Below are 17,583 nucleotides of genomic sequence, written 5' to 3'. Positions count from 1 at the left end.
CGCGGATAAGAGGCGGCCCATAGCGCCTGCGGGTAATTTTTGCAAAGCCGCTTTGGCCGATCAGAGTGATCGGTTGCGCCGGGGTTGAAAGAGGGCGGCGTCGTTCCCGGCGCATGCGGGCTTGGGTGCGGACGCCGGGTCGCAGCGGCTTGCGGGGCGCGATCGCCTTACGGTTCACCACGGTCCCGGCATGCGCCGGGACGACCAGATTTGCGCCCCGGCATGCGCCGGGACGACCGGGTTTGCGCCCCGGCATGCGCCGGGACGGCGGGATTTGCGCCCCCTCCTACTTTACCGCGACGGTCCTCGACCCCTTGCCCTCGGGCATCACTTCGAGCCGCCAGGAATGGTCCTTGCCCAGGTAGCGCGCCGCCAGGGCCTGCATCGCCTGGGGCGTGGTGACGGTATAGTCGCTGAGCACCGAGCGCACGGTGCCGATGCGCGAGGGATCGCTGGTGGCGCCTTCGAGCTGGCTCATGAAGAACGAGGTGCTCGAAGCGGCGCGCGTCACCTGCTGGCGCAGCGGTTCGACCACCAGCGCCAGTTCGTCGGCCGTGGGCGGGTTGTTGATGAGGTTCTGGGCGATCTCGTCCGCGGTCTGGAAGAAGATCGGCACCGACTTGGGATCGAGCTGGGCCATCGCCGTGATCGAGCCGCCCGCCGCCAGGTCCACCGGCCAGGTCGAGTAGACGTAAGGCGCATAGGACACGCCCAGCTTCTCGCGCACCGCGTCCATCAGGCGGTTGGTGAACAACTGCGTGAGGATTTCGAGCTGGCGAGATTCGCGGATGCCCATGACGCCGCCGCCGGTGGGCCACGAGATCACCGCCGCCGCCTGGTCCGGGTCGCCGTGGTGGGCGAGCGTGATCGGCTTGTCGGAGGCCTGCTGCACCGGGATCGTCGCTTCGGCGGCCGTGACCGGCAAAGGCTGGCGGGCCTTGAGCGCGCCGAAGGTCTTCTCCAGCGCGGCGATCGCGGCGGTCTTGTCGAAGTCGCCGAAGATTTGGACTTCGACCGGGCCTTCCTTGAGCGCCTTGCTCCACACCCGCTTGAAGCCGTCGGCCGTCGTCGCCTCGATCTCATCGGGGGTCGGCGTGGCGAAGCGGGCGTCCTCGCCGCGCTGGTAGAACTGCAGGTCGCGGTTGAGCACGCCTTGCGGCGAGGTCGAGAACGTCGCGTACTGGACCTTGGCGGCGGCCTTGGCGCGGGTGAACGGGTTCACGTCCCAGCGCGGCAGGTCGAGCTTGGCGGCGAAGAGGTAGAGCTGGTCGGCAAGGTCGGCCGGGCGGGTTTCAGCCGAAAGCTCGAACGCGGCATCCTGCACCTCGAAGTCGAAGCCCATCTTGCGGCCGGTGGAGATGCGGTCGAGATCGTCCTGGCCCAGCGTCGCCAGGCCCGAGCCGACCAGCGCGTAGTTGCCGAGCGTGATGTAGGCCGCGTCCTTCGGGTCGACCGAGCGATAGCCGCCACCGAAGCGGGTCTTGACCATCACCCGGCCCGGTTCCTCGGCCACCGGCCAGAGCAGCGCCTTGACGCCGTTGGCGAACGTGAGCTGCTCGATTTCCAGCAGGCCGGTAGGCGTGTCGGAAATCGGCTTCTGCGCCGCGCCGATGGCGGGCAGCTTCTCGAACGAGACCGGGGCGAGCGCGGTGCGCACGCTGGCGTCGGCCTTGACCGGCTCGGCCAGCGCGAGCTGGAGCTGGCGGTCGGTCGCCTTGCCGGCTTCCTGAACCGTGAACAGGCCGCGGGTGACGGTGCCGGTGAAGAGCTGGCGGGTGTGCTTGAGGACCGCGTCCGGCGTGAACAGCGGCCGCGATTCGCGGAAGATGCGCAGCACGTCGGCGGGTGCGGCGACGGTCTCGCGGATGTCGAGCGCGTTGACGAGGTCATCGGCCAGCTTCGATCCGGGCAGGATGCGCTGCTGTTCGACCGGCACCTGGAAGGCGACGTCGAGTTCGGCCGCCTCGCGGTCGATCTCGGCCTGCGTCGGCGCGCGGGTCAGTGCATCGGCGATAACCGCGCGCACGTCGCGCAGCGCGCCCTGCCAGTCGTCGCCCAGCGGCGTGACCGACACGAACGTCGCGTCGGCGGAACGCGAGACGTCGTCCTGGTTGACCGAGGCCGACAGGAACGAGCCGCCCGCGCGCGCTTTGGATTCGAGGCGGCGGTTGATGATCGCCTGGGCAATGGCGTCGGTCATCAGGCCCTGGTTGTAGACGATGTTGTCGGTCACCTGCCGCCAGGGGCGCAGCGTCGCGTACATCAGCGAGGGCGGCAGGTCGGGTTCGACCAGCACCCGGGTTTCGCCGACCGGGTTCTTGGGGTCCGCACCCTTGGGCGCCGCGGGATCGCCGAAGCTGGGCGCGGGCGTGCGCTTGCCCTTGACGGACCAGTCGGTGAACCACTTCCTGACGTAGGATTCGAGCATCGCCGGGTCGACGTCGCCGGCCACGATCACCGCGACGTTGTCGGGGCGATACCAGCGCGAATAGAAGCCGCGCACGCTTTCGGGCGTCGCCGAGGTCAGCGATTCCACCGTGCCGATCGGCTCGCGGTTGGCGAGAGGCTGGCCGGCGTAGAGCACCTTCTGCATCGCGTCCTGCACCCGCTTGGAGGCGCCGCCGCGCTCGCGCATCTCGGACAGCACGATCGGCAGGTCGGACTTGAGGTTCGATGCGGACAGCGTCGGCGCGGTGACCATGCCGCTCATCAGCTTGAACGTCTCGTCCAGCGAAGTGGGCGTGGCGTTGGGCAGGTCGAGCTTGAACACCGTCTGCGTGGTGGACGTCACCGCATTGGTATCGCTGCCGAAGGTGGCGCCCAGGCGCTGGAAGGCGGCGATCGCGGTGCCTTCGGGCAGGTACTTGGACTGACGGAACAGCATGTGTTCCAGCAGGTGCGCATAGCCGCGCTCGGCATCGGTCTCGTAAAGCGAACCGGCATCGACGCGGATGCGGATCGAGACCTGCCCGGGCGGCACCCCGTTCTTGCGCACCGCGTACTTGAGGCCGTTCGCCAGCTCGCCGAAGTGCCATTCGGGATCGTGCGGAATGTCGCTGCCACGATAGAGCCAGGGGTCGGACTGCCCCACCACCGGGGTCGCCAGCGGCGCAGTGGCCGGGGTCGCCGCCATGTCCTTTGCAAGCAATGGCGGGATCGGAGCCTGGAGGAGGAGCAGGCATGCGAGCGTGCGGGCGGCGCGCGGAGAAGTCGTCATCGCGAAAGGTATAGGGAGCCACTTGCTTAAGGGCCAGTGAATAGAGCGGTTAGTTTGGTGCAACGGATCGCTAGGCCGACCGGGACCCTGCCCGTCGCCACCGCGCCTCCGTGAACTTGTTCCAGGGTAACGGGTTTTGGGAAGCGCAATGTCGTGCGATGGCTCCGCCGCTTTCGCTGCACTCGCGATGACAAGGCCGGTGCAATGAATTTCACCAGCACAACTGGTCGCACTTGCACTTGACCCTTGGCCGACTTCACCTACATCGCAAGCACCATGTTCATCGAAACCGAAACCACGCCCAACCCCGCGACGATCAAGTTCCTGCCCGGCCGGCAGGTCATGACCGCGGGGACTCGCGAGTTCACCTCGCCCGAGGATGCAGTGGCATCGCCGCTGGCCGAAGCGCTGTTCGATCTCGGCGACGTGACCGGCGTGTTCTTCGGCGGCACCTTCGTGTCGGTGACCGCGGCGGAAGGCGTCGAGTGGGCCTCGCTGCGCCCGCAGGTCGTCTCGATCCTGCTCGACCACTTCGTTTCCGAAGCGCCGCTCTTCGCAGGCGGCGGGGCCGCCGGTTTCTCGGTCCCGGCAGAGGACGAGGATTTCGGCGACGATCCGGCCGATGCCGACATCGTGGAACAGATCAAGGACCTGATCGAGAGCCGCGTGCGCCCGGCCGTCGCCAACGACGGCGGCGACATCGTCTATCGCGGCTTCCGCGAGGGCGTGGTCTACCTGTCGATGCAGGGCGCCTGCTCGGGCTGCCCCTCGTCCAGCGCGACGCTCAAGCAGGGCATCGAGAGCCTGCTCAAGCACTACGTCCCCGAAGTCAGCGAAGTGCGCGCGGCCTGACCGGCCGTGGGCGTGGTGCGCGGGACCTGACGCGTGACCGCCGCTCCTGAGGATACCTCCCTGGTTTTCGAGACGACCCTGGTGATCGACAGCGCGACCGACGCCTGCTCGGTCGCGCTGTTCGCAGGCGACACGCTGGTGGCGGGCGACTATCGCGTGCTCGGGCGTGGCCATGCCGAAGCGCTGGTGCCGATGATCGCCGCCCTGCCCGGCAAGGGTCGCGCGGATCGCATTGCCGTCGCGCTCGGCCCGGGCAGCTTCACCGGCGTGCGCGTGGGCCTTGCCGCCGCCCGCGCGCTGGCGCTCGCCTGGGGGTCGAGCCTCGTCGGCTACCCGACGCTGGCGCTCGTCGCCGCGATGGCGCGCGAGGCCGAAGGCGACGTGCCGGTCGGCGTGGCGATGACCGGCGGCCACGGCGAATGGTTCGTCGAGACCTTCGCCGCCGACGGCACGAGCTGTCGTCCGCTCGCCTCGCTACGCCCGGCCGATGCCGCCGTGGACACCGTGGCGGACCTCGTCGCCGGCAACCAGGCGACCGCGCTGGTGACGGCGCGGGGCCATGGCCATGCCCTGCCGCTGTGGCCCGACGCCCGGTCCTTCGCCCTGCTGGCACCGGCGATCATCGTTAACGACCCCCATCCCCTCTACGGCCGCGCGCCCGACGCGAAACTCCCCGCGGGAGCCCCATGACCGACGACGTCGACAAGATCATGGCAGTCATGACCACCGCTTTCGACCCGGTCTACGGGGAAGCGTGGAACCGACGCCAAGTCGAAGATGCCCTCAAGCTGGGGAATTGCCACTATTCGCTGGTCGAGGCGCACGGCCACGAACCGGCCGAGGGCGAATCCGCGGCCGGGTTCTTCTTGTCGCGCACAGGCTACGAGGAAGAAGAACTTCTGCTCCTTGCGGTTGACCCGCAGTATCGGACGCAGGGACTTGGGCGATGCTTGCTGGAAAAGCTGCGAATCGGGGCCACCAGTCGCGGCGCACTGCGGCTGCTTCTCGAAATGAGAAGAGGCAATCCGGCTGAAACACTATACCGGAATTTCGGCTTCTACTCGATTGGCGAAAGACGCGAATACTATCGCACTGCAAACGGCGATCGTCTCGACGCGATTACCTTTGCCTGCGACATTCGCTAAGACCAGGCCCACAATACATTCCCAATTTGCTACAGTGAAACCCGCGATTTGTGTGCAACTTTGAAATCAACTTGCACTTCGGGTCGAAATCGTCCAATGGACCATCAGCAAGCCCCCAGGGGTTGGCTGCCCCCCAAACTAAAATGGTCGCACCAAAGGACAATAAGAATGGATAATATCCAGCCCGACATGAACGAGACGTTGATCACGCTCGCTTCGGACATCGTTGCCGCCCACGTCAGCAACAACAACGTCGCCGTCGAAGATCTTCCCACGCTGATCACCAACGTCTACGGCGCACTCGCCGGCCTCGGCGGCACCGCCCCGGTCATCGAGGAAAAGCCCGAGCCGGCGGTTTCGATCCGTGCTTCGGTGAAGCCCGACTACATCGTCTGCCTCGAGGACGGCAAGAAGCTCAAGATGCTCAAGCGCCACCTCATGACCCACTACAACATGACGCCGGAAGACTACCGCGCGCGCTGGGGCCTGCCCGCCGACTATCCGATGGTCGCTCCCAACTACGCCGAGAAGCGCCGCGAACTGGCCAAGAAGATCGGCCTGGGCCGCAAGCCCGACGTGCGTCGTGGCCGCAAGCCCAAGGCCGCCGTGGCCTGACCCGCACCGGCGCCCGGCATCGGCCCGGCCCCGAAGGCATCTGCATCCGCGTCCCGAAAGGCAATTTTCGGGGACAAAAGGTGCCGACGATCGCCATAGCCCGATGACAGGCCGCCCATTGCGGTTGTGATTGCAGGCGCACCGCCCTATCTAGGGAGGTGCGCCTCATTCATTTCTACAGGTCAATACGTGCACCAGCCCATCGACATCGAAGCCCTCTGCGCCGAACGCGGCCTGCGCATCACCGAACAGCGGCGGGTGATCGCCCGCGTCCTTTCGGAAAGCACCGACCACCCCGACGTCGAGAAGCTGCACGAGCGCGCCACCGACATCGATCCGGGCATCTCGATCGCCACGGTCTACCGCACCGTGCGCCTGTTCGAGGAAGCCGGCATCCTCGACCGTCACGACTTCGGCGACGGTCGCGCCCGCTACGAAGCCGCGCCCGAGGCGCACCACGATCACATGATCGACGTCGAATCGGGCCAGGTCATCGAATTCGTCGATCCCGAACTCGAAGCGCTGCAGCGCGTCATCGCCGAGCGCCTGGGCTTCCGCCTCGTCGACCACCGGATGGAACTGTTCGGCGTCCGTCTCGAGCGTCCGGAAGGCGAAGCCCCCTCCACCCGCAAGTGACGGCCGGCAGGACCGGCGCGTGACCGGGGCCCTGCCCCTCCCCCGCCACCGGATCGCGCCGTGGTCCTGGCCACTCGTCGGCATGCGTCTCCTGGCCATGCTGGCGGCACTGGTCGCCTGCCTGCCGCTGTATTACGTCGCGGCGCCCTTCGCCGCGCGCAATCCCGTGCCGCGCTGGTTCCTGCGCGCCATCGCGGCCATCGCCGGCGTCCGCCTGCGCCTGCGCGGCGCGCCGTCGGCCAAGCGTACCTTCTTCGTCGCCAACCACGTGAGCTGGATCGACATTCCCGCCATCGCCGGCACGACCGGGAGTGCCTTCGTCGCGCATGACGGCTTGGCGCAGATCGGCCCCCTACGCTGGCTCTGCGGCCTTGCCGACACCGTCTTCGTCGCTCGCCACGACCGCCGCAGCGTCGCCGGCCAAGTCGAGCAGGTCCGCGCCGCGCTGCGCGATACGGGGGCACTGACGATCTTCGCCGAAGGCACGACCTCGGACGGCAGCGCGACCCTGCCGTTCAAGTCCTCGCTGCTCTCCGCCCTCGAAAGCGATCCGGAAATTCCCGTACAGCCGGTCTGGCTCGATTACGGCGCCGAGACCCGCGCGATCGCCTGGGTCGGCGAGGAGCCGGGGCTGGACAATGCCCTGCGCATCCTGGCGCGGGTGCGGGCGGTGGAACTGACGATCCACTTCCTCCCGCCGCTGGGCCCGGACGATCGCGCGGATCGCAAGCGCATGGCCGCGGCGGCGCGAGCGGCGATCGAGGCGCAGAAAGCGGCGCGGCCGGCCTGACGCGAGCGCGGGGAATGGTCAGTGCAGCCCAGGCCTACCGCCCGTTCGCGCCGAACGAGGCGTGGAAAACACTTCGTTCGGCATCGGCGCTGACGGCAAGAAGTACGCCGCCCCTCACCGGAGCGGCCAGGGATCAACGCGTGGCGTTGTAGGCCAGTTGGCTCTCGTCGAGCTGGAAACCGACCAGCACTTCGAACGAGGAGCGCGCGACGGCGGCCTTCACCTGCGGATCGGACAGCGGATCGACGGCGGCGTCGTTGTCGCCGGCCTTGCGCTTGCGGGTGATGCGATCGCGGATGTCCTGCGGCAGCGTCGCGGCGGCGCGGTCGATGAAGGCGTTGACGTTGCCGCTCACCTGCCCGCGCTGCTCGCCGTCGGCGAAGCTCACGGTCACGCTGCCCACGCGCTTGCTGATGACGGCGGAACCACCCTGCAGCACGGTCACGAAGTAGGGCAGCGTCACCTGGCGGGCGCCGGCGGTGTCGTTGCGACGGGCCTGGACCTGGAACGAGACGCTCGCGGTGACCTTGTCGCCGGCCGTCTCGCTCTCGTTGCACTGGGTGCGCACGTCGGTCATCGCCGCGACGAGGTCGATGTTCGGGGCGGTACGGTCGTTCGGGGCGCGGAACAGGGTGACGTCGCCGGTGTACTCGGGAATGCCCACGGCCGGGCACTTGGAGCGGATCGAGGTAATTCCAACGCCCTGGTCGACCACGATCTCCCCCTTGGTCTTGCACCCGGCGAGCGCGGTCATCGCGGCTGCGGAGCACAGGACAGTGGCAGTCAGGCGGCGTGCATTCATCGTCACTTCCTCGAATGGCGTGCGCTTGCCCTAGCGATGCAAGCGGCAAAGCGCTAGAGGGCCCATCATGAACGCGCCCTTTCCGTCCCCGACGCCCGCAGCGGACCTTGAACCGCTGCGCCTCCTGATCGCCGCCCCGCGCGGCTTCTGCGCCGGGGTCGACCGCGCCATCGAGATCGTCGAACGGGCGATCGAGATCTACGGCGCCCCGGTCTACGTGCGCCACGAGATCGTGCACAACAAGTTCGTGGTCGACAGCCTCAAGGCCAAGGGCGCGATCTTCGTCGAGGAACTGGACGAAGTGCCCGATGGCGTGCCGGTGATCTTCAGCGCGCACGGCGTGCCCAAGTCGGTCCCGGCGGCGGCGACCGAGCGCGGCCTCGATTGGCTCGACGCGACCTGCCCGCTGGTGAGCAAGGTCCACCGCCAGGCAGAGCGCCAGATCGAGGCTGGCCGCCACATCCTGTTCATCGGCCATGCCGGCCATCCCGAAGTGATCGGCACTTTCGGCCAGGTCGCCGAGGGCAACATGACCCTCGTGGAAACCGTCGAGGACGTCGGCACGCTGGAGTTCCCGCCCGAAGCCGAACTCTCCTACCTGTCGCAGACCACGCTTTCGGTCGACGATACCGCCGCGATCATCGACGCGATCCGGGCGCGCTTCCCGCACGTCGTCGCGCCCAAGGCGGAAGACATCTGCTATGCCACCTCCAACCGGCAGGCCGCGGTCAAGCAGATCGCCCCGCAATGCCAGCTCGTGCTGGTGATCGGCGCTCCCAACAGCTCCAATTCGCTGCGCCTCGTCGAAGTGGCCGAGCGCGAGGGCTCCATCGGCCGGCTGATCCAGCGCGCCACCGAGATCGACCCCGCCTGGCTCGAGGGCGTCGACACCCTGGGCCTGACCGCAGGCGCCTCGGCTCCCGAGGAACTGGTCAACGAGGTGATCGCCCGCATCAAGGAGCTGCGCAACGTCGAGGCGGAGGAATTCGTGACCACGAAGGAACACATGACCTTCAAGCTTCCCCGCCAGTTGGTGCGCTGACCGCATGGCAGTCTACACCAGGCTCGGCGCCGAGGAGATGGCCGGGATCATCGCCGCCTTCGACGTCGGCACGCTGGTTTCGGCGAAAGGCATCGCGGAAGGCGTCTCCAACAGCAACTGGCTGATCGAAACGCAGGCGGATGGGACCAGCCGCCGCTTCATCCTGACGATGTACGAGAGCCGCACGGACATCGCGGACCTGCCGTTCTTCCTCGACCTGCTCGACCATCTCGCCGCCAAGGGCGCCCCGGTGCCGCGCACGATGCACGATGCGGACGGCGCCAGCCATCGCCTGCACCGCACGCCGGAGGGCACCAAGGCGCTCGCCCTGATCGAGTTTCTGCCCGGCGTCTCGGTCTCCGAGCCGACGCCCGCGCAGGCGCGCGCGGTGGGCGGGGCCCTGGCGCAGATCCATCTCGCGGCAGCGGACTTCCCGGCGTCGCGGCCCAACACGCTGGCGCTGGCCGACTGGCACAAGCTGCTGAGCGACTGCGGGCGCGAGGGGCTCGAATCGATCCATCCCGAACTGGGCGGCATCGTCGAGCGCGAACTGGCCCTGCTGGCGGCGCGCTGGCCCACCGACCTGCCCCGCGGCGTCATCCATGCCGACCTGTTCCCCGACAACGTCCTGATGCTGGGCGACGCTGTGACAGGACTCATCGATTTCTACTTCGCCTGCACCGACCTGTTCGCCTACGACGTTGCCGTGACACATTCGGCCTGGTGCTTCAGTCCTGACGGCACGCGCTTCCTGCCGGCGCTCTCCGACGCCCTGCTGGCGGGCTACACCGCCGTGCGCCCGCTCGGCGAGCGCGAGCGCGCGGCGCTTCCCGTGCTCGCGCGCGGGGCCGCGGTGCGCTTCCTCGCCACCCGCGCCTACGACTGGCTGAACACGCCCGCCGACGCGCTCGTCACGCCGAAGGACCCGATGGCCTTCGCGCGCCGCCTCGAATTCTACGCCGATCCGGCCAACCAGGAGATCTTCGGCTCATGAAGAAAGTCGACGTCTTCACCGACGGTGCCTGCAAGGGCAATCCCGGCCCCGGTGGCTGGGGCGTGCTGCTGCGCATGGGCGAGCACGAAAAGGAAATGTCCGGCGGAGAGCCCGACACCACCAACAATCGCATGGAGATGACCGCCGCGATCAAGGCGCTCAATGCGCTGATCGAGCCATGCGACGTGACCCTCCACACCGACAGCAAGTACGTGATCGACGGGATCACCAAGTGGGTCCACGGCTGGAAGAAGAAGGGCTGGATCAATTCCAGCAAGCAGCCGGTCCGCAATGCCGACTTGTGGCACGAACTGATCGAGGCCGCCGGCCGCCACAAGGTGCAGTGGGAATGGGTGCGCGGCCACAACGGCCACGTCGAGAACGAACGCGTCGACAAGCTCGCCAGCGACGCCGCGAAGGCGGCCGCCTGAGAAGTAGGCCATCGCCAGGCGTCGATGTCGTCTTTCCGTCAGGGTCTTCAAGCCTGCGCTGACCTGACCGACGAGGACGTTTGAAGGAGGAACGATTGTCGCTGCCGGCCTTCAGGGATACCGCACGCGCCGAAATCCGCGCGCTCGTGACCCCCGGCCCGCGCGTGGCGGACGAATGGGCCTGCGTCGCCTCGGTCATGCTGGCGATCGTCCTGGCCCACGCGATCGGCGCGACCATGGTTTCATGGGCGGCGTTCAGCGCCTTCGTGCTGCTCAAGAGCGACGTGTCCGAAACGATGGTCCGCGGGGTCATGCGCATCGTCGGCACGATCGCCGGGTCGGCGCTGGCGCTGGCGATCGTGCCTTATGCCGCGCCATCGGTGCCGATGGCGATGATCGTCGCCGCGCTGGTCGGCGCGGTCGGCCTCTACGGCATGCTGACGGCGCGGCGGGCCTACGCCTGGCTGCTGTTCGGCCTCACCTTCGAGATGATCCTGCTCGACAAGATCGAGCGTCCCGATCTCGACACCATCGGTTTCGCGCGGACACGGCTGCTGGAAGTCGTCGCCGGGACGGTCGCCTGCACCGTGGTCAGCCTCACCGCCGGGGCGCTCGCCGGCAAGCGCTGGTGGGCCGATCGCAAGGTCCCGCCGGACCGGATGCGCTGGCATCCTCACGCCGCGCGCCATGCCGCGCAGGCCGGCGTCGCCATCGCCACCCTGCCCCTGCTCCATGCCCTGTTCGGCCTGCCCGAACTGCCCCAGGCGGCGGTAACGATCATGGCGGTGATGATCGTGCCGGTGGCGGGCATCGGCGCCAGCGGCTTCGTGCCGGTCACCCGCAAGCTGCTCCACCGGGCGCTCGGCTGCATCGCCGGCGGCGCGCTCGCGCTGGCCGTGCTGCTGCTCGCGCAAGGCAGCGCGCCGGTGCTGATCGCGGGGACCTGCATCGGCATCGTCATCGGCCGCCACATCGAAAACGGCCTTCCGCGCGTGACCTACATCGGCCTGCAATTTACCCTGGCGGTGCTGGTCGTGCTGGTGCCCGACAGTTATGCCGACGCGCAGATCGGACCCGCCATCCAGCGCCTCGCCAGCCTGGTCGTGGGCATGATCGTGCTGGAACCCGTGCTGCTGGCCTGGCACCTCTTCGCACCCGGCCGCAACCAAAGCGCGAGCGTGCCCGATTCCGGCAGTTCGGAGTGAGGCTCAACCGCTGGTAGTGTCGACGATTTCGGCGGCCGGGCCGTTTTTCTTCAGCGATTCGATCGCGTTCTTCGCCCCCGCCTTGCTGGAGTAGCCCTCGGTCCAGAACATCGTTTCGGAGTTGTGGCAGAAATAGGCGACATATTCGCCGGCCTTGTTCTGCCGGATTTCGAAGCGGTGGGCCATCGCGACTCTCCCCAGGGGTGTTGCAGGCCGGAGATGAGCAAGCGGCGCGCCGCGATGCAAGCGTGCTGAACGCCGCTTAACGCTTTTTCGCGGCGAAGCGGCCCGGCGCATAAGGCGCGGGGTCGACCGCGCCGGGCCCCTCGCCCAGCAACAGGCGCGCGGCGAGGTCGGCGGCGGCGGGCGCGGTCTGGATGCCGAAGCCGCCCTGCCCGGCGAACCAGAAGAATCCCGGGTCCTGCGGGGCGAAGCCGTAGACCGGCAGCCGATCCGGCGCGAAGGAGCGCAGGCCCGCCCAGCGGTGCTCCACCCGCGAAACGGGCCAGTCGACCACATGCTCGAAACGGTCGATGGCAAGCGCCACGTCGATCTCCTCGGCCGCCGCATCGCACGCCGCACTGGGCGTCTCGTCATGCGGGCTGAGCCAGATCCGGCCGCTCTCGGGCTTGAAGTAGAACGTCTCGGCCACGTCGAGTACCAGCGGCACCGTATCGGGCACCGCCATGCCGATCCCGAGCTGCGCGACGGTGCGCCGGTAGGCCGCGATGCCAAGCGGCGCGATCCCCGCCAGCCGCGCGACCGGGTCGGCCCAGGCGCCTGCAGCATCGACGAGGACGTTCGCCGCGACTCGCCGTCCATCCGCCAGCGCCAGCGCCCATCCCCCGGCGTTGCGCGCGGCGGCGACCAGCCCGGCCCGGCACCACAACTGCACGCCCTGACGCTGCGCCTGTGCAAGGTAGTGCTGGTGCAGCGCGGCGACGTCGATGTCGCAAGTGCTCGGCTCCAGGGCGGCGCACGTCCAGCCGGGACGCAGGCCCGGCACGCGCGCCGCGATCGCATCGCGGTCCAGCAGCTCGACATCGACCCCGATCGCGGCGTAGCGCGCGACGAAGGCCTCAACCTCGCGCTCCTGCCCGGAGCGGCCCATGGTCAGTGCCCCGCGCGGAGTCAGCATGCCCAGGTCGCGCAGCAGCGGTCCCGAGGCGGCGGTCAGGGGCTGGACGCCCGGCCCGCCGTAGCTCTCGGTCCAGAATGCGGCAGAGCGCCCGGTCGCGTGGTAGCCGGGCCTGTCCTCGACCTCCAGCACCAGAACCGAGGCGCGCCCGCCGATGGCCGCGGCGAGCGATGCCCCGGCCATGCCGGCGCCGACGACGACGATATCGAACGCTGCATCCATCGCGGTCAGCCCCTAGCGGGGGCGGTGCGATCGAGGAAGTCCCTGATGGCGGCAAGCGCCCGGTCGCGCACCGGATCGACTTCACGCAGGATCTCGTGCCGGCATTCGCTGCCGAAGCCGGCGAGTTCGCCCCTGGGCAACCGGGCGGCGGCGCGGCGGATCGCCGGCCACGAGACCAGCCCGTCGATGCTGGTGCCCAGCAGCAGCGTGGGGACCTGGACGGCCTCCAGCACGCCGGGCCGCTCCAGCGTGCGGATCGAGGCCAGCGCCCGCTCGACCCAGCCCCAGCTTGCCGGGCCCATGGCGATGGCCGGCCGCGCCTGCCGCCACCAGTCCTCGTCGTCGTAGCGGCTGTCGTCGTGGGTCAGCAGCAGGCTGCGCCCCCGCGGCATGGCGCCGGGCTTCTCCCCGCCCTTCCAGGCCGGGCGGCGGGGATCGCCGAGCGCGACGATGGCGCGGGCGACGGGATGCAGCACGCGGGCGGGAACCCGCGCCGGGTGGATGCCCAGCATCGGCGCGGAGAGCACCAGCGCGTCGGGCCGCACGGCGCCTTCCGCCACGGCCCGCAGGACGATCTGCCCGCCCATCGAATGCGCGACAGCGACATGCGGTCCCGGCGTGCTGGCCTGCCAATCGGCGAAGAGCGCGGCGTAGTCCGCCACCCAGATCGCGAAATCGGCGACGTGGCCGGTCGTCGCGTCGCTGCCCAGCCGGCCCGAGCCGGCCTGCCCGCGCCAGTCGGCCGAAGTGACGCCCCAACCCTCGCCATGCCAGCCGTCGAGCGTTTCCAGCCATTTCTCGTAGGCATCGCCGCGCCCCGGCATGAACAGGATCGAGCCGCGCGCGCCGGCCGCGGGTGCCGGCCAGTCGATCCGGCGCAGCGCATGGCCGTCGGGCAGCGCCCAGCGCGATTCGATCGCGCCGTCCGGGATCGCGCGGCGCGCGGCGGACGGGGATGCGGGCTGGCGGAGGATCTCTGGAACGGGTGTCACGGGCGAGGCCGGGTGCCTTGGTTACTATTTGGTAGTGGTGCCGGGCGTAGATGCATCCCCATCGAGGGGACAAACCTATGTCGGGCGGTTATTTTTCCTATGCTCTGCTGGCCGCATTGGCAACGGCGCTGCTCACCGCGGCGCTGACGGACCTGCGCCGCCGCGAGATCAAGAACTGGCTCAATGCCGCGATCGCGCTCGCCGCCCCGCTGTGGTGGCTGGCGATGGGCTTCGGCCCGCTCGACGTCGCGTTCCAACTGGCGCTGGCGGCAGGCACGTTCGTGGTCGCCTGCCTGCTCTTCGCGACCGGCCAGATGGGCGGCGGCGACGTCAAGCTGCTGGGCGCTCTGGCGCTGTGGTTCACGCCCGCGAGCTTCATGGACCTGGTGGTGCTGATGGCGGTGGTCGGCGGCGGTGCGTCGATCGCGATGGCCGCGCTCAACATGCAGCGCGTCCCCGGCGAATCGGTGCGCGACGCGCTGGCCGGCCTGGTCGCGCTGGCCTGGGTCTGGTGCGCCTGCGCCGTCGTCTTCGCGTTGGCGACCAACCGCCCGGTGGTGAGCGGCGCGACCCTGGAGGCGCTGTTTGCCAGCCTGCCCGGTCTGTGGGCGCTGGGCCTCGCGGTGATCGTGGCCCTGGGGCTGCTGCTGTTCGGCCTGCGCCACATCATGAGCCACCAGAAGTCCCGGCTGGAGGTTCCCTACGGCATCGCCATCGCCGCCGCCGCGCTGTGGGTCATGGGCGCCGATACCCTCGTCGCGGCGCGTTTTGCCGCCTGAAACAAGCCGAAACGGGGTGAACCCGTTCTTAACCAATTTGCCCGATAAGGTTCGCCGAGATCGGGGTTTTTTCAAGGGGCTCATCCAGCCATGGACAGGAAGAAGGTGGTGCTGCTCGCAGTGGCGCTGCTCATCGCAGCATTCACCGCGTTTGCCGCAAGGTCGATGTTCGCAGGCGGCGCCACGCCGCAGGCCCAGGCCGTAGCCGCGCCGACGGGACCCAAGGTCCTCGTCGCCCAGCGCGCGCTGCCCGTGGGCACGATCATCACCGCCGATGCGGTGTCCTTCCAGGGATGGCCGGACGAGCTGGTGAAGGACGCCTACTACATCGAGGGCCAGGCCGACATGACCAAGCTGCTCGGCACCGTCGTGCGCTTTCCGGTCACCGCCGGACAGCCGCTGACCCAGGGCGCGCTCGTCGCTCCCGGTGACCGCGGCTTCCTGGCCGCCGCGCTCGGGCCGGGGATGCGCGCCATCACCATCCCCGTATCGGCCAAGACCGGCGTGGGCGGCTTCGTGTTCCCGGGCGACCGGGTCGACCTGATGCTCACCCAGGACGTCAAGAGCGAAGGCTCCAGCGATTCGCTGCGCACGGCCGAGACGATCCTGCGCAACTTGCGCGTCCTCGCCACCGACCAGGCCACCGACAGCGAAGTCGTCGACGGCAAGACCGTGGTCCACGCCTTCCGCACCGTCACGCTCGAAGTGACCCCGCGCATCGCCGAGAAGGTTGCCGTCGCCCAGGAGATCGGCGAGATCAGCCTGTCGCTGCGGGCGATCTCCGACAACCAGGACGAATTCGAGCGCATCCTGGCCAGCGGCGACGTCAAGGTGCCCGAGGGCGCCACCCGCGAGCAGGAAGAATCGCTGATGAAGCAGGCGATGGGCAAGCCGATCGAGGGCAACACGACGTACGTCACCGGCGGCGACGTCTCCCGCTTCCAGCGCTCCACCCGCCCGACCGCCTCCGCGCCCGTCGTGCCTGCCGCCGGCCCCGCCCCCCAGGTGGCCTCCGCAGCTCCCGTGCGCTCCGGCCCCGTGGTGCGCGTCACCCGCGGCAAGGACACCACCGAAGAGCCCGTGGGCAAGCAGTGATGACCAGTCTCGACACCGCGCGGCGCGCCGCCGTCCGTTTCACCGCCTTTGGGGGCACCACGATGAAGTCCAGTCTTTCCAGGACCACGCGCCTTCTCACGACCATGCTGACCGCCACTTGCGCGGCCGCGCCGCTGGCCGTCGCCGTCGCGGCTCCGGCCGGCGCCCAGCCGGGCATGTCCTCGGTCGTGCGACCGGCGCAGGACATCGACCTGTCGATCGGCAACGGCCAGCTCGTCAACGTGCCGGGCAACATGACCGACGTCTTCGTCGCCAACGATTCGATCGCGGACGTCCAGGTCAAGTCGGCGCGCCAGTTCTACGTCTTCGGCAAGGGCGGCGGCACCACCACGGTCTATGCCAGCAACGCTGCCGGCGCAGTGGTCTGGTCCGGGACGATCCGGGTCGGCTCCAACCTCGACAGCGTCGATTCGATGCTGCGCCTGGCGATGCCGGAGGCCCGGCTCGCGGTATCGACGATGGGCACCAGCACCTTCCTGCTGACCGGCACCGTCCGCTCGCCCGAAGATGCCGCCGAGGCCGAGCGCCTGGTGAAGGCCTATGCCGGCAAGGACGCCAACGTCATCAGCCGCCTGCGCACGGCAACGCCGCTGCAGGTCAACCTGCAGGTGCGCATCGCCGAGGTTAGCCGTTCGCTGGTCAAGTCGCTGAGCGTCAATCTGACCAGCTACGATGCGACCTCGGGCGCCAAGTTCATCATCGGCCAGGGCTCCGGCAAGTTTCCGCAGGTCACTGCCAACGCGCCCATCGGCATCGGCGATGAGGCCACCGACGGATTGACGAGCATCGCGCCCAACGCCACCGGAACGACGCTGGGCTTCGCCAAGAAGATCCTGGGCATGAACCTGCTCGGCGCGCTCGACGCGGGCGAGACGGTCGGCCTCGTCAGCACCCTTGCGCAGCCCAACCTGACCGCGCTTTCGGGCGAGACCGCCGACTTCCTCGCCGGTGGCGAATACCCGATCCCGATCAGCCAGGGCCTGGGCACGACCTCGGTGGAATACCGCAAGTACGGCATCAGCCTGAGCTACACCCCGACCGTGCTGGCAAGCGGCCGCATCTCGATGCGCGTGCGCCCGGAAGTCTCCGAGCTGTCGTCCGAGGGCGCCGTCTCGCTGAACGGCTACTCGATCCCGGCGCTCACCATCCGCCGCACCGAGACGACCATCGAACTGGGCTCGGGCCAGAGCTTCATGATCGCCGGACTGCTGAGCAACAACACCAAGAACTCGATCCAGAAGATGCCCGGCGCCGGCGACCTGCCGATCCTGGGCTCGCTGTTCCGCTCGACCAGCTACACGCGCGGCGAGACCGAACTGGTGATCGTGGTGACGCCCTACCTCGTCAACCCGGTCGACGGCTCGCAGATCGCCCTGCCCACCGACGGCTTCAACTCGCCCAACGAGTTGCAGCGCCTGCTCGGCAACATGGCCAGCGACGGCGTCAGCAACACCCGGCGCCCGGGACCGACGCAGGGCTCGTCCTCGTCTTCCGCCACCCCCGGCGTGAGCGCGGCCGAAGTCCCGGCGACCTCGGGCAAATCCGCCACCCGCACCGCGGCCGGCGACGCCGCCAAGCCCGGCTTCAGCCTGAAGTGAGAAAGGTGA

General features: G+C 68.9%; 18 protein-coding genes. 13 read left to right on the top strand and 5 right to left on the bottom strand.

Features of this window, described 5'->3' with window-relative positions; genetic code table 11:
• Positions 1-286: 286 nt before the first annotated feature.
• The gene (locus ACFFDA_RS28730) at positions 287-3,217 is read right to left on the bottom strand and encodes a M16 family metallopeptidase (protein WP_404480648.1); all 2,931 of its coding nucleotides are present in this window, start codon (positions 3,215-3,217) and stop codon (positions 287-289) included.
• 276 nt (positions 3,218-3,493) lie between these two features.
• Between ACFFDA_RS28730 and ACFFDA_RS28725 the strand changes: the two genes are divergently transcribed.
• The 6 genes from ACFFDA_RS28725 to ACFFDA_RS28700 all read left to right on the top strand — a co-directional run bounded on the left by ACFFDA_RS28725 (position 3,494) and on the right by ACFFDA_RS28700 (position 7,255).
• Positions 3,494-4,069 carry a NifU family protein gene (locus tag ACFFDA_RS28725; RefSeq protein WP_404482903.1) on the top strand — a complete coding sequence of 192 codons (576 nt, stop codon included), beginning with the start codon at positions 3,494-3,496 and terminating at the stop codon, positions 4,067-4,069.
• A gap of 33 nt (positions 4,070-4,102) precedes the next feature.
• Positions 4,103-4,759 (top strand): tRNA (adenosine(37)-N6)-threonylcarbamoyltransferase complex dimerization subunit type 1 TsaB, encoded by a 657-nt coding sequence (gene tsaB / locus ACFFDA_RS28720; RefSeq protein ID WP_404480647.1) that lies wholly within the window; start codon positions 4,103-4,105, stop codon positions 4,757-4,759.
• A complete protein-coding gene (locus ACFFDA_RS28715; RefSeq protein ID WP_404480646.1) occupies positions 4,756-5,214 on the top strand; it encodes a GNAT family N-acetyltransferase in 459 nt (152 codons plus the stop codon). Before tsaB ends, ACFFDA_RS28715 begins: the two co-directional genes overlap by 4 nt.
• A gap of 168 nt (positions 5,215-5,382) precedes the next feature.
• The gene (locus tag ACFFDA_RS28710; RefSeq protein ID WP_404480645.1) at positions 5,383-5,829 is read left to right on the top strand and encodes a MucR family transcriptional regulator; all 447 of its coding nucleotides are present in this window, start codon (positions 5,383-5,385) and stop codon (positions 5,827-5,829) included.
• Between the two features lie 189 nt (positions 5,830-6,018).
• Positions 6,019-6,465, top strand: a complete 447-nt coding sequence (locus ACFFDA_RS28705; RefSeq protein ID WP_404480644.1) for a Fur family transcriptional regulator — start codon at positions 6,019-6,021, stop codon at positions 6,463-6,465.
• A 19-nt stretch (positions 6,466-6,484) separates the two neighbouring features.
• Positions 6,485-7,255, top strand: a complete 771-nt coding sequence (locus tag ACFFDA_RS28700) for a lysophospholipid acyltransferase family protein (protein WP_404480643.1) — start codon at positions 6,485-6,487, stop codon at positions 7,253-7,255.
• A 133-nt stretch (positions 7,256-7,388) separates the two neighbouring features.
• On the opposite strand, the gene ACFFDA_RS28695 is transcribed toward ACFFDA_RS28700, so the two are convergent.
• The gene (locus ACFFDA_RS28695; protein WP_404480642.1) at positions 7,389-8,057 is read right to left on the bottom strand and encodes a hypothetical protein; all 669 of its coding nucleotides are present in this window, start codon (positions 8,055-8,057) and stop codon (positions 7,389-7,391) included.
• A gap of 67 nt (positions 8,058-8,124) precedes the next feature.
• Between ACFFDA_RS28695 and ispH the strand changes: the two genes are divergently transcribed.
• From ispH to ACFFDA_RS28675, 4 genes are all read left to right on the top strand, one after another.
• A complete protein-coding gene (ispH, locus tag ACFFDA_RS28690) occupies positions 8,125-9,099 on the top strand; it encodes a 4-hydroxy-3-methylbut-2-enyl diphosphate reductase (protein ID WP_404480641.1) in 975 nt (324 codons plus the stop codon).
• 4 nt (positions 9,100-9,103) lie between these two features.
• Positions 9,104-10,093 carry a homoserine kinase gene (thrB, locus tag ACFFDA_RS28685; RefSeq protein WP_404480640.1) on the top strand — a complete coding sequence of 330 codons (990 nt, stop codon included), beginning with the start codon at positions 9,104-9,106 and terminating at the stop codon, positions 10,091-10,093.
• Positions 10,090-10,524: a ribonuclease HI gene (rnhA, locus tag ACFFDA_RS28680; RefSeq protein ID WP_404480639.1), complete on the top strand. Its 435-nt coding sequence runs from the start codon at positions 10,090-10,092 to the stop codon at positions 10,522-10,524. Before thrB ends, rnhA begins: the two co-directional genes overlap by 4 nt.
• Before the next feature lie 95 nt (positions 10,525-10,619).
• Positions 10,620-11,729 carry an FUSC family protein gene (locus ACFFDA_RS28675; RefSeq protein ID WP_404480638.1) on the top strand — a complete coding sequence of 370 codons (1,110 nt, stop codon included), beginning with the start codon at positions 10,620-10,622 and terminating at the stop codon, positions 11,727-11,729.
• A 3-nt stretch (positions 11,730-11,732) separates the two neighbouring features.
• On the opposite strand, the gene ACFFDA_RS28670 is transcribed toward ACFFDA_RS28675, so the two are convergent.
• The 3 genes from ACFFDA_RS28670 to ACFFDA_RS28660 form a co-directional block, all read right to left on the bottom strand.
• Complete coding sequence (locus ACFFDA_RS28670) at positions 11,733-11,915, bottom strand: YegP family protein (protein ID WP_404480637.1); 183 nt, start codon at positions 11,913-11,915, stop codon at positions 11,733-11,735.
• A gap of 76 nt (positions 11,916-11,991) precedes the next feature.
• Positions 11,992-13,089, bottom strand: coding sequence for an NAD(P)/FAD-dependent oxidoreductase (locus ACFFDA_RS28665; RefSeq protein WP_404480636.1), 1,098 nt, complete (start codon positions 13,087-13,089; stop codon positions 11,992-11,994).
• 5 nt (positions 13,090-13,094) lie between these two features.
• On the bottom strand, positions 13,095-14,081 hold the full coding sequence (locus tag ACFFDA_RS28660) for an alpha/beta hydrolase (protein WP_404480635.1): 987 nt from the start codon (positions 14,079-14,081) through the stop codon (positions 13,095-13,097).
• 77 nt (positions 14,082-14,158) lie between these two features.
• Here ACFFDA_RS28660 and ACFFDA_RS28655 point away from each other — a divergent pair, with 77 nt between their 5' ends.
• From ACFFDA_RS28655 to ACFFDA_RS28645, 3 genes are all read left to right on the top strand, one after another.
• On the top strand, positions 14,159-14,860 hold the full coding sequence (locus ACFFDA_RS28655) for a prepilin peptidase (protein WP_404480634.1): 702 nt from the start codon (positions 14,159-14,161) through the stop codon (positions 14,858-14,860).
• Between the two features lie 90 nt (positions 14,861-14,950).
• Positions 14,951-15,955, top strand: coding sequence for a Flp pilus assembly protein CpaB (gene cpaB, locus ACFFDA_RS28650; protein ID WP_404480633.1), 1,005 nt, complete (start codon positions 14,951-14,953; stop codon positions 15,953-15,955).
• Positions 15,955-17,574 (top strand): type II and III secretion system protein family protein, encoded by a 1,620-nt coding sequence (locus ACFFDA_RS28645; protein WP_404480632.1) that lies wholly within the window; start codon positions 15,955-15,957, stop codon positions 17,572-17,574. The genes cpaB and ACFFDA_RS28645 overlap by 1 nt, the downstream gene beginning before the upstream one ends.
• Positions 17,575-17,583 lie beyond the last annotated feature (9 nt).

The organism is Novosphingobium sp. BL-52-GroH (assembly GCF_044813085.1).
In the GTDB taxonomy this organism is placed as follows: Bacteria; Pseudomonadota; Alphaproteobacteria; order Sphingomonadales; family Sphingomonadaceae; genus Novosphingobium.
This window is presented reverse-complemented; position numbering and strand designations above follow the sequence as displayed.